The organism is Streptococcus timonensis (assembly GCF_047460355.1).
Lineage (GTDB): Bacteria > Bacillota > Bacilli > Lactobacillales > Streptococcaceae > Streptococcus > Streptococcus timonensis_A.
Map to the genome: position 1 here is coordinate 191,593 of NZ_JASHGL010000003.1, position 14,893 is coordinate 206,485.

17 protein-coding genes and 1 pseudogene are annotated in these 14,893 nt (G+C 37.1%); 15 read left to right on the plus strand and 3 right to left on the minus strand.

What is annotated here, in order from left to right; genetic code table 11:
- The first annotated feature begins 17 nt into the window (after window positions 1-17).
- The 11 genes and pseudogenes from queA (at window position 18) to QM941_RS06185 (ending at window position 7,559) form a co-directional block, all read left to right on the plus strand.
- Window positions 18-1,055: a tRNA preQ1(34) S-adenosylmethionine ribosyltransferase-isomerase QueA gene (gene queA, locus QM941_RS06135; protein ID WP_414339723.1), complete on the plus strand. Its 1,038-nt coding sequence runs from the start codon at window positions 18-20 to the stop codon at window positions 1,053-1,055.
- A 186-nt stretch (window positions 1,056-1,241) separates the two neighbouring features.
- Window positions 1,242-1,805, plus strand: a complete 564-nt coding sequence (locus QM941_RS06140) for an ABC transporter substrate-binding protein (protein WP_414339725.1) — start codon at window positions 1,242-1,244, stop codon at window positions 1,803-1,805.
- Between the two features lie 74 nt (window positions 1,806-1,879).
- Entirely contained in the window at window positions 1,880-2,434 is a 555-nt protein-coding gene (locus QM941_RS06145) for a hypothetical protein (protein ID WP_414339894.1), read from the plus strand.
- Between the two features lie 65 nt (window positions 2,435-2,499).
- Entirely contained in the window at window positions 2,500-3,390 is an 891-nt protein-coding gene (locus QM941_RS06150; protein ID WP_414339727.1) for a hypothetical protein, read from the plus strand.
- A 68-nt stretch (window positions 3,391-3,458) separates the two neighbouring features.
- Complete coding sequence (locus QM941_RS06155; RefSeq protein ID WP_414339729.1) at window positions 3,459-4,118, plus strand: hypothetical protein; 660 nt, start codon at window positions 3,459-3,461, stop codon at window positions 4,116-4,118.
- Window positions 4,119-4,166: 48 nt separating this feature from the next.
- Window positions 4,167-4,262: pseudogene (locus QM941_RS06160) on the plus strand (beta-carotene 15,15'-monooxygenase); the annotation flags it as partial.
- Window positions 4,263-4,268: 6 nt separating this feature from the next.
- Window positions 4,269-5,222 (plus strand): hypothetical protein, encoded by a 954-nt coding sequence (locus tag QM941_RS06165; RefSeq protein ID WP_414339731.1) that lies wholly within the window; start codon window positions 4,269-4,271, stop codon window positions 5,220-5,222.
- 57 nt (window positions 5,223-5,279) lie between these two features.
- A complete protein-coding gene (locus tag QM941_RS06170; protein ID WP_414339733.1) occupies window positions 5,280-5,813 on the plus strand; it encodes a thiol-disulfide isomerase in 534 nt (177 codons plus the stop codon).
- Window positions 5,814-5,937: 124 nt separating this feature from the next.
- The gene (locus QM941_RS06175) at window positions 5,938-6,393 is read left to right on the plus strand and encodes a DUF4274 domain-containing protein (RefSeq protein ID WP_414312113.1); all 456 of its coding nucleotides are present in this window, start codon (window positions 5,938-5,940) and stop codon (window positions 6,391-6,393) included.
- A 31-nt stretch (window positions 6,394-6,424) separates the two neighbouring features.
- A complete protein-coding gene (locus QM941_RS06180) occupies window positions 6,425-7,048 on the plus strand; it encodes a hypothetical protein (RefSeq protein ID WP_414339735.1) in 624 nt (207 codons plus the stop codon).
- 34 nt (window positions 7,049-7,082) lie between these two features.
- Window positions 7,083-7,559, plus strand: a complete 477-nt coding sequence (locus tag QM941_RS06185) for a hypothetical protein (RefSeq protein WP_414339737.1) — start codon at window positions 7,083-7,085, stop codon at window positions 7,557-7,559.
- A 41-nt stretch (window positions 7,560-7,600) separates the two neighbouring features.
- Here the strand turns inward: QM941_RS06185 and QM941_RS06190 are convergent, their stop codons facing one another.
- Window positions 7,601-8,134 (minus strand): hypothetical protein, encoded by a 534-nt coding sequence (locus QM941_RS06190; RefSeq protein WP_414339739.1) that lies wholly within the window; start codon window positions 8,132-8,134, stop codon window positions 7,601-7,603.
- Between the two features lie 221 nt (window positions 8,135-8,355).
- On the opposite strand from QM941_RS06190, the gene QM941_RS06195 reads away from it, so the two are divergent.
- From QM941_RS06195 to QM941_RS06210, 4 genes are all read left to right on the plus strand, one after another.
- Window positions 8,356-9,054 (plus strand): hypothetical protein, encoded by a 699-nt coding sequence (locus QM941_RS06195; protein ID WP_414339741.1) that lies wholly within the window; start codon window positions 8,356-8,358, stop codon window positions 9,052-9,054.
- A gap of 76 nt (window positions 9,055-9,130) precedes the next feature.
- On the plus strand, window positions 9,131-9,790 hold the full coding sequence (locus tag QM941_RS06200) for a hypothetical protein (protein WP_006150873.1): 660 nt from the start codon (window positions 9,131-9,133) through the stop codon (window positions 9,788-9,790).
- A 646-nt stretch (window positions 9,791-10,436) separates the two neighbouring features.
- Window positions 10,437-11,726 carry a DUF308 domain-containing protein gene (locus QM941_RS06205; protein WP_414339743.1) on the plus strand — a complete coding sequence of 430 codons (1,290 nt, stop codon included), beginning with the start codon at window positions 10,437-10,439 and terminating at the stop codon, window positions 11,724-11,726.
- Window positions 11,727-11,735: 9 nt separating this feature from the next.
- Complete coding sequence (locus QM941_RS06210) at window positions 11,736-12,824, plus strand: AI-2E family transporter (RefSeq protein WP_414339744.1); 1,089 nt, start codon at window positions 11,736-11,738, stop codon at window positions 12,822-12,824.
- 900 nt (window positions 12,825-13,724) lie between these two features.
- Here QM941_RS06210 and QM941_RS06215 read toward each other — a convergent pair.
- Together QM941_RS06215 and QM941_RS06220 are read right to left on the minus strand one after the other, a co-directional pair.
- Window positions 13,725-14,240, minus strand: a complete 516-nt coding sequence (locus QM941_RS06215; protein ID WP_003004261.1) for an HdeD family acid-resistance protein — start codon at window positions 14,238-14,240, stop codon at window positions 13,725-13,727.
- Between the two features lie 218 nt (window positions 14,241-14,458).
- Window positions 14,459-14,875, minus strand: coding sequence for a helix-turn-helix domain-containing protein (locus QM941_RS06220; RefSeq protein WP_225305933.1), 417 nt, complete (start codon window positions 14,873-14,875; stop codon window positions 14,459-14,461).
- Window positions 14,876-14,893: the final 18 nt, after the last annotated feature.

Sequence of the window (14,893 nt, forward strand, 5' to 3'; positions counted from 1 at the left end):
GAGAAGAGAAAAGAAGAATGACGACATTAAATACAAATGATTTTGATTTTCACTTACCAGAGGAATTGATTGCTCAGACTCCTTTGGAAAAGCGCGATGCCTCTAAACTCTTGATGGTCAATCGCAAAACAGGTGAATTTCAAGATCGCCACTTTCACTCTATTATCGAAATGCTAGAGCCAGGTGATGCCCTAGTTATGAATGATACCCGCGTTTTGCCAGCCCGACTTCATGGTCAAAAGGAAGAAACAGGAGGCCATGTTGAACTCTTGCTTTTGAAAAATACAGCAGGAGATGAGTGGGAAGTCTTGGCTAAACCAGCTAAACGTCTCAAGGTCGGCACCCGTGTTATCTTTGGTGATGGTCGACTTAGCGCAGTCGTGACTGAGGAATTAACCCATGGCGGTCGTATTGTCCGTTTTGAGTATGAGAGGATTTTCCTAGAAGTGCTTGAAAGTCTTGGAGAAATGCCTTTGCCTCCTTATATTCATGAAAAATTGGATGACCGTGAACGTTACCAGACAGTCTATGCCAAGGAGAGTGGATCAGCGGCAGCCCCAACTGCAGGGCTACATTTTACCAAAGAATTACTAGAAGAAATCCAGCAAAAAGGCGTTCATCTAGTCTACCTGACCTTGCACGTTGGACTTGGGACCTTTAGACCTGTTTCAGTAGATAATCTGGATGAGCACGAGATGCACTCAGAGTTTTATCAATTGTCTGAGGAAGCTGCAGCGACCTTGCGTCAGGTCAAAGAAAATGGTGGCCGTGTCATTGCTGTGGGGACTACCTCTATCCGTACGCTAGAGACTATCGGAAGCAAGTTTGACGGCCAAATCCAGGCCGACTCTGGCTGGACTAATATCTTTATCAAGCCAGGCTATGACTGGAAGGTGGTGGATGCTTTTTCTACTAATTTCCATTTGCCGAAGTCTACCTTGGTCATGCTAGTTTCTGCCTTTGCAGGCCGTGAATTGGTCCTCAAAGCCTACCAACATGCTATCGATGAAAAATACCGTTTCTTTAGCTTTGGCGATGCCATGTTTATCTACTAAAAAACGAGCAAATCAAAACTAGAAATAAAAGGGCTAATTCCTACTTGGATTAGCCTTTTTTTGATATATGATAGCTGTTGAATTAAAAGCAAATAAATGATACACTGAAGACTACGATACAGCCGTCAAATATATGCAAAATCTGACAAGCTACTTTTATCTGTGTCTATTTCAAAGGAGATTTTTATGAAAAACAAAACATTGCGCTATACGAGCCTATCAGTCCTGACCTTGTTGGCTGCCTTGACCTTGGTTGCCTGTGGTGGAAAGACTGACAAGAATACGTCATCTTCAAACCAAAAGGAGACAACAAGCAAGGTGACTACAGAGTCCGCAAGTAAAACTGAAGCAGGCCAAAAAGAGGAGCAGAAGTCAGAAACAAATAGTGCGACAGAAGCTACAACCACTCAAGCAGAACAAAAGGAAGATAAGCAAAAATCACAAGAGGCTTACGCTAAGTTTGTAGGGGCTTGGGAAAACTACGCGGGAACAACTGCAACAGTCACAGCAGATGGAATTGTAACGATCCAAAGTTCAAATGGAACCTTTAAATACGAGATGGGTCAAGTAGAGGAAAAAGACGGCTACTACTTAACAGGTATTCATCTTGTCGGTGGTGGACAAGGGGCACGATTGATCTTTACCCCAGCTGGAGTCCGAAATGAAGTGACAGGTACAGATGGCAGTCAAGATGTCTTGTCTATCGGTCAATCTGTAAGCGACAAAGATAACCAGTTTTACCGTAACTAAGAACATCAATCAGAAGTAAGGGTGATGAAATGTCCTTGCTTTCTAACCAATTTAAAAAGGAGTATAAAATGAGTATGACTTTTGTTGTTTTCTTTATCATCTTTATGTTACTAATCTTTGTTTTTGTAGCAGGGATTGTTTATTGGGCTATTAGCCACGCCAATAAAAATAACAATGAATATCTAGCCTTTGCAACTGCGCACGGATATCAATTTGACCAAGCTCAAGGTAGAGACAACTATAGGGATTACTCAAGCAGAACGATATCTAGTACGCTCACTATAACTCCTACCCAAAGTCCCTATGTAGAAAAATATGCCAATTTTAGCTATTATCCTTTTGGGTGTGGACATGAGAGAAAAGTTGCCTATGTCATCTCTGGTAACTACAAGGGGAAACAATTCCGGGCTTTCACTTATCATTTTAGAGGCAATACAATTGAGGGGACAGGAACAGGTGGTGTCTTTAATGTTGTTATGATTGAATGCCCAGATACACCAAAAGGTCAGCTTTCAGAGCAAGTTTTTTACGAAAATGGATTTCTTTGCGAATATCAACATGGAAACCTAAACGTGGAAACCATTCATGATCGAGTGAACCAACTAGGAAATGTTGCTCAAGGTTTATAATTCTTCATTTTTTATCTCTCTTTGGGAAAAAATCTATCAATGGTGTCATAAAATTGGAGGAGTAAATGAAGAAAAAATCTCTTTTTCAGGGAAGTTTTGAAGAGAGTCTGAATCTTGAAGATGATGGTTTTAGAAAGTTACAGCAAGAGCAACATGATAAGACTGCGAAATTTTTTAAGAATGGCCATGCTTCCCTTTGGTTTTGCATTCGAAGTTTTATTTTAAGCCTTATTTTTCCTGTCGGCTTTAACTTTATCTTGCTGGCTATCTCTATGGAGTTCCATGAAAGTGATACGTTGACCCTTCCAATAGCTAAGCACGAGTCTTTAACAGTAAATGTTTTTCTGATTTTGCTTATTATCTGGTTATCCTTGGTTGTGATTGGAAAATTTATTAAACGAACGTACTTATTACCGTATCGTTATCAGTTTCATGCTTTTACATTTATGATTTGGTTCTTATTGGAAATGGATCTAATATTTTTAGACTTTCTGCTAGCAAATTTGGCCTCTTGGGAAATTATTGGTATAGTTGGTTTCATTGTGATGATTATTTACTGGATGTTTAATATTGAGCTAGCGGGGTTAAGGAAACTCATGTATGGTGAGATGTTGAAAGAGACATTTCGGAATAAGATTGCAAAAATGATTGCTCTCTATGGTATGGGGATTTTAGGAGTAGCTATGATCGTAAAGCATCTTTTGGGATTCTTTGAAATAGATATTTTAAGCTCAATAAAAGGCTTTGGATTTCTGCTGTTATGGATTTTTTGTAATTTTGTATTGTTCGCCATCGTTATTTTTATCGGTTTTCCTTATTTCCTCCATGCCTATTATAAGTGGAAATATCCAGAAGAATACCGTGAGTGGGAGGGCCAGTCTGTCGAAGAATGGTATGGGAAGGCCTACTTGAAAAAATATCCAGAGCTCTTAGAAAAAGATTCTGGAGAAAATTAAAAATCAAGCTAGTTTTAGATGAGGCCATCATTTTAAGATAATCAGTCGTTTAGAGGGGAAATACAAGCATGTTTTTTAGGAAAGTGATTTATATAGGGGAGAGCCAAGGTCAGGCTATTTATGTCCATGTCGATGAGCCACGAAATCCTCTAGCAGCTCCTAAAAGTAAATTTTTAGATACTGAGGCATCCCGTGGAAATCGAAAACACATTGTCTGGTTGATTTGTGGCCTTTTAGGATTCAGTAGCATCATGCAGCTTTTCCCGGCAACACGCTTTTTTACGGGTGTCTATAGCTATGGAACTCTGATTTATTTTCTGCTAATTTGGTTGCTGGAAGACATTTTACTATTGGTGATCGTGGAGCGAGCACTCTACAAAAATGTTGCCTTAGCGCAACCTACCAGCAAGGAAAACTTCAGAAGAGCCGTCGATAGCAATCTCTTTTGGAATAATTTTTCAGATAAGAAGGTTACCCTTGGCAAGAAGCTATTTGCTTGGGTTTTCACAGTCTTTATGGTTGTCATGGGCTTAGCTGGTCCGATTTCTATACTCTCCATGCTCGTTTTGAAGATGATGGGAACACCAATCGGCAGTGAGGTGCTTCCTTTAAGTCTGATGGGGATATTGCCAGCTGTCGCAGTTCTATTGCTGTGGCAAAATAATATGATTCGATGGCTGAAGGCAGTTGAACGGTACAGAAATAGTCGAGTTAAGAAGGAAATATAACAAAGGAAATAGAAAGAGGTCAATATGTTTTTTCTCGGACGACGTCTGGAATACAAAGAATATCTGGGAATTAGTGACCGTGAATGGTACAGCAAACGCTATTACAAAAAGTTGGTCAAAAGTGGTCAGCTAGAAGAGGAGTAGTGGGATATGAACCGTCAGTCAGAAGCATTAAATAAGGAATATTTTCAAGCGCTGGGTTCCACGCGAGCTTCTGTTAGAATGTTGAGTTTGGCCTGGGCTGGTTTGTTTGTATTGAGTATCGACCTGACTCATGTATACTTTTTTATCAAGGAGCAGTTTACAGTAGATCCCTTTTCTAATGTCCCTTTTCTTTTTCTATGTCTCCTTCTATTGCTCATGCTGGGCTGTCAGATTATGTCATTCAGCAAGACATTCATCTATAAACATCAACTCTTTAGTACTGCGATGCTCTTTGTACTAATCAATGGGATTCATCTTTCATTGGCTTTAATGGATTATATCCTCACTATTTTAACGAATGAGGTTCTAAAAAATTCGCTGATCTACTCGCTGATTTATTGGTTAAGTTCCATTGGTTTATTCATGGGGTTAATTGTTTATAATGCCAGTTGGTTAAAAAAGCAACTAAGAAAAGGATTTTCAGAAAAACGAACAACTGCTAACTATATAGCCTTTTCAAGTGTTTACAGTAAACCATCCCTTTGGATTATTCTAGGAGTTACTTTGTTAGGCGGAGGATTGGCTAGTTTATCCGGTTATTATTTGCAAACATTTGGGATTGTGAGCAATATAGTGTTTATTTCAGCTTTTTCAAGATTAATCGTCGAAGTTGGTTATCTACTTTATCTAAGAAGTAAGGATAAGACCTATTGGGAAGAAGTACCTAAGGAAACCAAGAGTCAGTCCTTTTTGAAAACCATAGACCTTAAAAAGGCCAAGTATCGCTTGGTAATAGAAATTGTCTTATTTTTAACTCTTGCAGTATGTTTGAAGATACTTAAGATAAATGTTGAAAATAGCCCGATTTGGCTTATATGGACAATAAGAACTTTTGGTTATTCAATTCTTTTGGATACCACTATTAGTTTGATTTATTATCAGATTAAAAAGAAGAGATAGAGAGAAAGAAAAAGCAGAAAGCCTTCTTTGACTATTTAGAAAGAGGTGGTAAGAATAATGTTAGATAAAATGAAACAGTTTAAGTGGTTGATAATAGTATCTTTTATCTTATTAGTCATTCCTTTTTATCTCACTAATAAAAATTCTCAAGAATCTAGTACTCTAAAAACAGCTTTTGAAAAACAGGATAGAATCGCAGTTCTTCATTATTTAATGACGTCGGAAAAGTACGCATCTCAAATACGTAAAGCGGGATACATCATTCCATCTGATGGTGCCATTCGTCTAGACGGAGTCATTTATCCACTTGAAATAGAAGGAGAAGTACATTTGAAAATCAGCCCTCCTCAGAAAGATACAAAAGATTTTCAGTTATTTTTCATTACACAAGTTAATGAAAAACAAACATATGTAGCTTTCGTGTTAGATAAAGACCTTAATTTAATTTATTCTAACTATTCTCAGGATAACGACAGTGGAAAAAGAGAAGGAGTCTCTATCTCGCAATCCGAAGAAGATCGTTTGTTGAAATTTGTTCGAGGAGAGATTGATGGCTTCATGGAAAATATGTATCGGATCTTATATGCCTAAGTATAGATATAGGTGCTACTACAGACATTCGTGATTATTCGAGCCCGTTCTTTACTTTTTGTTTTATTTAAAAATGAATCGTAAAGTATGAGTCCCCATTCAAGTTGCAAGAAAGGAAGACAAAATGAATGCCGAGCAATTAAAGAAACTATCTGATATTTTATATTCTGAAAACAAGTCTGAAGTTGTGAAACTAGTTCAGTCTATTAACGCTGAAGATGAACTATTTGTCTTGCTTGATAATTATAACTGGGATAATGGATTTGAAGTGCCAGAGGCAATTATTACTCACACGAATTGTACTCTTTCTGTTGCCTTATTAGCTTTTTATAGGGCAGATGGGTTACGATATTTATTTGAAGGAGAGGATGCTTTTGCAAATCCTTTATCGAAATCCTGGAAAACTTTTATCAAGGAAATTTATGATAAAATCCTGAAAGAGCACTATCCGATTGGAAATATCTCTTATGACCCTGAAATAACAAACATTCAAAAATTCAAATTGAAGAAGCTACATCCTAACCTTAGTTCCTTTATTTTAGATGGTGTTTCTGGAAAAGATTTACATATTTTGCTTTAAATGAGTTGGTAATTCTTGTCGGAGAGTGAACATGTTAAAAAAGTATGTTAAAACAAAACCTATTCAAGCAATCTTGATGCTTATAGTTTTGGCTTGGTCAGTCTATGAGATTGGGGCGATTAGTACCGCTAGCAACGCGTCCTTGACCAAGGAATTTATGCATAGCCGCTATGTGATGGTCTGGCCTATGGTAGATGGTCAGGTCAAGCTCTATCACTATGCAGAAGAATGGACTACGCCTGCCTTGAACGGACTCATGTATTTAGACTATAAAACTACTAAGATAAGTGCCTACCCTTCCAAATCTGACAATCAGGTCTTCGCTACATACATCCAGACTCCTGAAACAAACAATTACGAGATTTCATTTCCCATAGATGGAGCATTAACGAATGCTTATTTTTCAACGGTAGATAGCAAATATTACCTAACAGCTGAAAATGCTATCCTAGTAGAAGAAAAAACAGGAAAGACTGTTGAGGAGTTAACTCAGGAAATCGACCAAGCACGCAAAGATTTCCTGCATGTTCTTGGCAAGATGAAGACTGTCCGTCTGTTTTATCTAGTCCTTCGTTTTATAGTGTTATTACTCTGTATCAAGTGGTCAGGTGAGTCTCGAAAATTCACAGAAGCTGAGACAATACCCAACAGATAAGACCAACTATAAGAAAGCAAATAAGGAGGAGAAGATGTCTTCAGCAAAACAAGCAAATTGGAACCTGGGTTGTAGTCTATTGCTTACTGTGGTCCTGGTAGGAGGTGTCCTCTTCTATTTTAGGGTCAAAAACACCTACGATCACACTCTACAACCCGGGCAAAGTGTTGAAATACGTGTCCGTCCTCGTGCAGACCAACTAGAGTATAGTTCAGAATTGATTTTAGAAAAGAAGGATAATCAAAAAATCAAATTATCTGGAAGAAATGTTTGGTCTGAACAATTCAGTGGCCTGTATTTTGAAGTAACAGAAAATAAAATCATCCAGTTAGGCAATGATACTGAACTTCCCAACAATCAACAGGATATTCAGTTGGTAGAAGATGGGATTATGGTCACCTATCTAGGTAAAAAAGTTTTTGATGTAACCAGTGGCAAGCCCTACACCATTACCGTAACAAATGTAGACGACAAACCAGCCCACTTTGAAGCGCAGGTGGTGAATCGCTAATAACACAAAAAAGCCCTACATCAGGGCTTTTTAATGTCGTTTTAATATAAGAAATCAATTCCGTAGTTTTCTTTTAGATAGGTTGCTAACTCGGTTTTTTCTTCCTCTCTAAATCGACAAAGGCTAAGGGCGAGACGTAATATCAGGGTACTTGTATCGATGATGACGTTTGACTTAGAAATATCTTCTAGCTGGGTCACCTCTCTCAGGTTAAAATCTAAATAGCAAGCCTTGCTGTTGACATGGTCGGGATCACTGACATCCACTTCGACATACGATGCTCGCAACAATTCTTCTTTTGGGATGAAGATTTCTTTTGAGAAGAATAACCCGGGATAGACATAAATACCTTCAAAGGTGAATTCAAAGGAGAGTCTACGACTAGAAAGTCTTTTGATACCTGCAATCGTTGAATAGATAGCAGCGAAAAAGAGGATGGTTGGAACCACAGTGAGAAGACTAAGCTGGGAAAAGTCGATCAATCCATGCGCGAGAAAAAAGAAAAATTGAAAGAATACACCCGCCGCAAAGACTAGATAGCCGACACCGACAAATTTTGAATAATAGATTTTCATAAAACCTCCAAATATAGAATTGAACTCACCAACGCTTTTTCAGTAGAAGGAGTAAAGATCATGCAGAGATAAAATTCTAGGTATTCCCATCATATCCTATGGAGCGAAGTTCTGTCAACCTTTTAGCAAGATGTAGATCTTAGCTATTCTATGACCTAGTAAGTTGGTTTATGGTATACTAGGATTAAAATATTATTCAGAACAGATAAGAAGGTATATTGATGTCAAAATCTTCAAAGAAAAAGAAAGTAGTGACCGAAGAACGCTACCACGGCCCTTTGATTACAAATGGGGTTAGTCTAGGCTATATCAAGCTTCTATCTTGGATTAGCTTAGCACTCTCTTTTATGGCGTATTTTGGGACAACTTATATCGATCATATTGGCATTTATAAAATCTTGTTCATTATTTTCATGTTCATTAGTGGTGTAGCAATCCCACTCTCTTTCTTCGATCGTTTTATTGTGAGATTTAAGAGTTTTATCTATCTTTTTGTTTCTATACTTGTTTTGATTTTAAACGTTGGCACGACTTTTATAGGCTTGGTTATGCTAGTTGGTAATGACGGGATCTATTCAGGCTTGGCGCTGGCTTATAATCTGGTAGCTCTCTGTATTCTGCTTTTTTCTATTGGTCTCTACTCCTGGTATTATCTTCCTAAAAATCAGGGGAAAATCTGGGCTTTCAACCGATGGGAGACTTATGGTGGTAAAGACAATGACAAGAAGCAAGAACTATTGTTTAATGTTGGAGTTACTTTTGTAGCTGTATTGTTAGCGCCAGCTATTCTCACTGGCTATACTGAGAGAGTCTTTGGTGTTTTCGTGGGTATCTTGATGAACTTCTCTTTACCAGCTCTCATAGTGGATGGAGTTCAGGCGGCACGCTATGTACGCAAACACCCAGAATATGAAGAGTAGGATTCTCGTCTATAGATTTATTCCTAATGGTTAGGAGACTTTGAGAATTTGTTTTCATAAATAGAAAGAGGTCAATATGTTTTTTCTCGGACGCCGTCGTGTCTTTATCGGCGAATGCAATGGTCAGGCTGTTTATTATGACCAAAAGACAGGAGAGGCTTTAGCTGCTCCAAAGAGTAAGTTGCTCAATACTGAAAAAGCTGGTGAAACGAATTCTTTTATTCCTGAATTGGTAATTCTCTTACTAGCAGGTGGACCTGCAATTTCGGGCTTCTTTTCCCTCAAGTTTATTGGTGTCTATAACTGGTTCAGTCTAGCCTGTATTCTTCTATTTTGGTTGATGCAGTTTTCCTTGTTGGTTGCTATACTTGAACGAGCACTTTATAAAAATGTTCGAAAGGCCCAGCCAACGACAGAGAAAGTCTTTTTCTTTGCAGCATCTCATAATTTGTTTGTAAAAAACCAGTTTGATCCTAGACAACTGTCTGCTTTACCTTATCGATTTGCCCGTTTTGTAGTAAATATAGTGTCTATCTATTACTTTTTGTATTTCTTGATTCTTCCTCTAAAATTTGGCCAACCGATTGGTGATGAAGGCTATGGTTTGTGGTTTGCTGGCTTGTTATTCTTTTCAGTATTTCTTTTGTATAACCAAAACAATCCAGTTCGCTTTGTGAAGATTATGAGATTATACAGCCAAGGAAAAGTACGATTTAAGGAAGAAGTGGAACATTGAGAAACTATCTTGGGATTCTGCTAAATATCTAGAGAAAATCTTTTAGAAAAACAAAAAAGCCTTGTAAATCAAGGCTTTTTCCTGTTGTTTAGATGCCCCCTGCAGGCTCTTTGAAAGAAACTTAGAAAAATCTAAAATGAAATTATTTCAAAATGGGGTAAAAGCAAAATTTCCCTCCCTACTTTCTCAATTATTCCTAATTTTAGTTCCAAAAAGCTTCAATTCATAATCTAATTATAATATGGGTAATGGGTACTATCTTATTACATTCAGATTTTTGTTCTCTTCAAAGAGTTATGTAGGCTTTATGGTTTTAAATAGGTAAAAAGTTGAATTATAGTGAGTATTGTGTCACAATAGGTAATATATAAATAATTAATGGAATGGATATAATTCTTTCCTACCTTTACAAGAAGGATTGGTTGCACCTTTTTTATCTAGCAATTATGGTTAGCTTTCAAGTTTAGCTAGTTTTTAAAAGCTCTGATTTCGACTCAATAAAACAAATTTCAGAAGTGCAAAAGACAAGATGGTGACATTGCTACAGTCAGTCGCCATGTCTTGCTGGCACAGGCTGTTTGTGCCGTCAGCTATTTACCAGTCAATTTGATCAAAGGGCTTAATTATTATTTTTGAAAGGTCTTTTATGGAAAAAATTCTTTCTTTAGGTCTGACAGGTAAGAAATTACTTGTTCAGGGTTTCTTGTTTGTTCTGCTAGGTCTTATCTTGATGGTCACGGGAACTTGGTTGCCAGTGACGGTTATTCGACTGGTTCTGTTTTTAGCTTGGATAGCAACGGTCTTAGATTTAGTATTACGTATTTTCAAAAAAAGTCAGTCAACGGACACCTTGGGAGTTGCACTGGTTAAATTGTTAGTGCTGGGATATTTGCTAGGCTCGAATCTTGCTACTGATATACCGATTTATGTTCTGGCTCTTGTGATTGGAGTTTATCAGATTTTTAGGGCCACGATTAATCTTGTCACCTATGTTCTCTACCGTAAAAATAATATTCGACCTCGTTTTCGTCTCTTACTAGATGGTATTCTACTAGTTTTTCTTGGTGGAGCTAGTCTTTTGTCCTCTACGGGAAATTCTGTCTTTCAACTCTTTGTTTTAGGGGCTTATTTTTTCCTTTATGGTCTGTCCAATATCCGTGACGGTTTCTTATTTGAAGGGGAAATTGGGAAAAACCATCTCAAACGTCGTATTAGAATTAGCTTACCTATTGTCCTAGCCGCTCTCATCCCTGCAAGAACTTTAGCAAAAATTAACAAATTTATGCTGGAAAATGCTGATGAGGAAGAAGATATCCATCTTGGAATAGTGAAGTCTGGTAAGACAGCAGAGCTAGAAATTTTTGTTCATACAGCTGAGACCTCCCTGTTTTCAGCTATTGGTCATGTGGATATCTTCTATCAGGGCCGTGTTATTTCTTATGGCAACTATGATCCGTCATCTGAGACCTTATTTGGTATGGTAGGAGATGGTGTCTTATATTTCTGTGACCGTGATAAGTACATTGACTTATGTAAACGGGAGAGTCAAAAAACGCTATTTGGTTACGGAATAGATTTGACACCGGAAATGGAAGAAGCGGTTCAGGAAAAATTAGCTGAATTAAAACAACTAACGATTCCTTGGGAGCCAAGCGCAGATAAAATTAAAACGGAAGATGGTAAGGAAGACTACACCTACGCTTATAAAATCAGACATGAGACGGATGGGGAACTTTATAAATTTATCAAATCTAAGTTTAAATCCTACTTTGTCTTGTCCACAAACTGTGTGCTCTTGGCTGATACCATAGTCGGTCAAGCTGGAACAGATATCCTCTCACCAAAAGGATTTATCGCTCCAGGAACTTACCAAGCCTACCTTGATCGAGAGTTTGAAAAACCAAATAGTATAGTCGTATCTAAACATGTTTATTAAGGAGAATTTATGAACTTAGTTAAAAAATATACCCCGTTAATCCTTTTTATAGGGCTGGTTGCTCTTGTAATTCTGAATGCATCGAGCTTTATATCAGGAGCAATCTCTCTCTTTGATGTAACATCAACCTTGATTTATGGTGCTGTTATTGCTTTTGTGCTTAATGTTCCTATGAAAAAAATTGAACAGTACTTAGTTAAATTGAAGGTAAAGGCAGAGTTGCGTCGTCCGATTGCCATGGTACTTGTTTTCCTAGCTCTTATCTTAATCGTGATTGCTCTTTTGGTTTTGGTGCTGCCAACCCTAGCTCAGACTATTAGTCAGCTGGGAACAGTCCTTTCAACAGTCCTTACTCAACTTGGGAAATTGCTAGGCAGCTCGGAATTTGTAACCAAAGACATGTTGTCAACTATCGTATCAGGCATACAGGGACAATCTAGTTCTATTAGCCAAGCTTTGATAGGTTTTTTATCAGGTCTGACTAGTAATATCGGCAATATTTTTTCAAGTTTGATGAATGCCTTTTTGATTATAGTCTTCACCTTTTTATTTTTATCCAGTAAGGAACATTTGGCAGCGATGACGAGTCGACTTCTAAAAGTTTTTCTTCCAGAGAAGGTGGTGATAAAGTTGACTTACATTGGACAAGTAGCACTAGAGACTTATGACCAATTTTTGATGAGTCAGCTGATTGAAGCAGTTATCATAGGAGTTATGATAGCGGTTGGTTACAGCCTGTTTGGGATACCCTATGGAGTAATGACAGGTATATTTGCAGGAGTGCTATCGTTCATTCCTTATGTAGGGCCTATGATTGCTTGTGTTGTGGGAGCGATTTTTATCTTCACAGTGAGTCCTACTCAAGCCTTACTTTCTCTTCTTCTATATCAAGTTATACAGCTGATTGAAGGAAACCTTATTTATCCTAGAGTTGTAGGTCAGTCTATTGGTTTGCCAGCCCTTTTCACGCTTGCGGCTGCTAGTATTGGAGGCAATCTCTTTGGCTTACTTGGGATGATATTCTTTACACCCATATTTGCTGTTATCTATCGATTGGTTAAAGAATTTGTCGTTGCAAAGGAAAATCAGGTAGATTGAGAAAGACTGAATTTAATAAGATATACTAAGAAGAGAGTGAAAGATTCTCTTCTCTTTTATTTCTAAATGACTTGCTCTTGTTCTGTTGCGAAAATTTATGAATTCATAATAGCCCATTTTAATCTCTATGCGGATTGGCCATGTAATATGGGCACAAATTAGTATAGTTTAGTTAATTATAGACTAGCTCTGTACTGTAAAAAACAGTTGGTCTTATCAAATATTGCTAGCAATTGATTGAGAATAAATGATAAGTTTGATAAGGTTGGAAAACCTTTATAATGATTTGCTACAAAAAGTTATTTGACATCAAAAAAGCCTTGAAATCAAGGCTTTTTCCTGTTGTTTAGATGCCCCCTGCATGAATTTGTAAGAACTTTTCATATTGAAAATAAACAAAAGTGTTGAAATATAGCTGATTTTAGGGAAATACTTTTAGGTGTTTTCAATGTCAGGATTTAAAAATGGGGCAAAAGTGGGGCAAAAACGAATGACTCACATTTGGTTTGAATATAATACCTAATGATTATGCCATACTAGATATATAGTGTTGTTATAAATAAATGTCAGTGCGAGTTCAAATCGGAGGATAAAATGGAAAAACAAATTAGGGAAATACTTTTAGGTATTTTCAATGTCAGGATTTAAAAATGGGGCAAAAGCGGGGCAAAAACGAATGACTCGTATTTTGTTTGAAAACCTATAATACCTAATGATTATGCTATTCTAGATATATAGTTTTGTTATAAATAAATGTCAGTGCGAGATCAAATTGGAGAATAAAATGGAAAAACAAATTTCTACGTAGAATGGAATGCGAAAAAGTGATAATTAAAGAGACGAAAAAGCTGAGAATATGATTTCCCAGCTTTTTTGAATGCGATAGAAATAGCAACTAGACTATTTACGAAAGGCCTCAATAATGTAGGTGAAGCCAGTAACTAAAAATGAAAAGGCAATGACATAAACGACAAAGACACCTGTAGCCACTGGATTGAACAGAATCACTAGACCTAGTAAAAATTCAAGCAAGGCTACCCACATGATATTGCTACCAATAATAGGGAAAATCAATCTTAGACGATTGCCTTTAAAGAAAGCAATAATGGCTTCTACAATTAACCAAATTCCTACAATGGTCGGAATGACGACCGGCAGGGTCACAAAGCCATAAGCAACGAGGTAAAGAGCTAAGAGAAGACTAACAAATCCTTGGAAAAGATAAACAGGTGAGCGAAGCTCTTTTGGTGCAGAGAAATAGCCTAAAATAGCTGCTATAGAAGAAACCAGTAAACCAAATGAAATCCACCAGCTGTAAGCAACAAGATTAGCTACTGGGTTTGTAAATAGGAAAAGTCCTAAAAGGACAAAAACAACTCCTGCAAGGAATAGCAGTAAACGATTAGAAAATTTCATTTCAATACCCCCTATATAGTATAGTTTGCTAATAAAACTATTATACTTATTTTTATAGAAAATGTCAATAAAATAAATAAACAATTTGGAAGTTTCAGTCTGACTTACAAAAAGAAAAGGAGTTTTCACTCCTTTTCACAGATTGAAGACAAAGTCCTTATAAAAGTGTCTTCTAAAGATTTTAACTTCAATCTGAAGCGAGGTTATCCTCGCTTTTTCTATTTATCAAACAATTCCTTATTTTCAATTAAGAGTTCTAGTGGAGATTTATCCCTTGCTTCAATAAAACCAGGTTCATATTGGTTATGAAGTGTTCTTTTCTGAGAAGTTGGATCAATATACAACTCATCTCCATCTTCTGTGTATAGTTGGTTGCCTCTTGTTAAGTAAAGTAAATCCTCTAAGTACTGTCCATCAGTTTCTAGAAAATCTTCGATGTATTTGACAGCTTTTAAAATCTCACTTACTTTATCAGAGTATTCATTAGATTCAAGAACACTCTTTTCTAACTCAATCTCTTTACTCGTTCCAAATAGTTGGGTTGGAGTTGCATTAAAATATTCTGCTATCTTATCCAAATTTGCAAAGGTAGGATAGCTTTTTTGTTTTTCGTAATCAGAGATGTCTGGAAAGATTGCTCATAAAAAAATGTG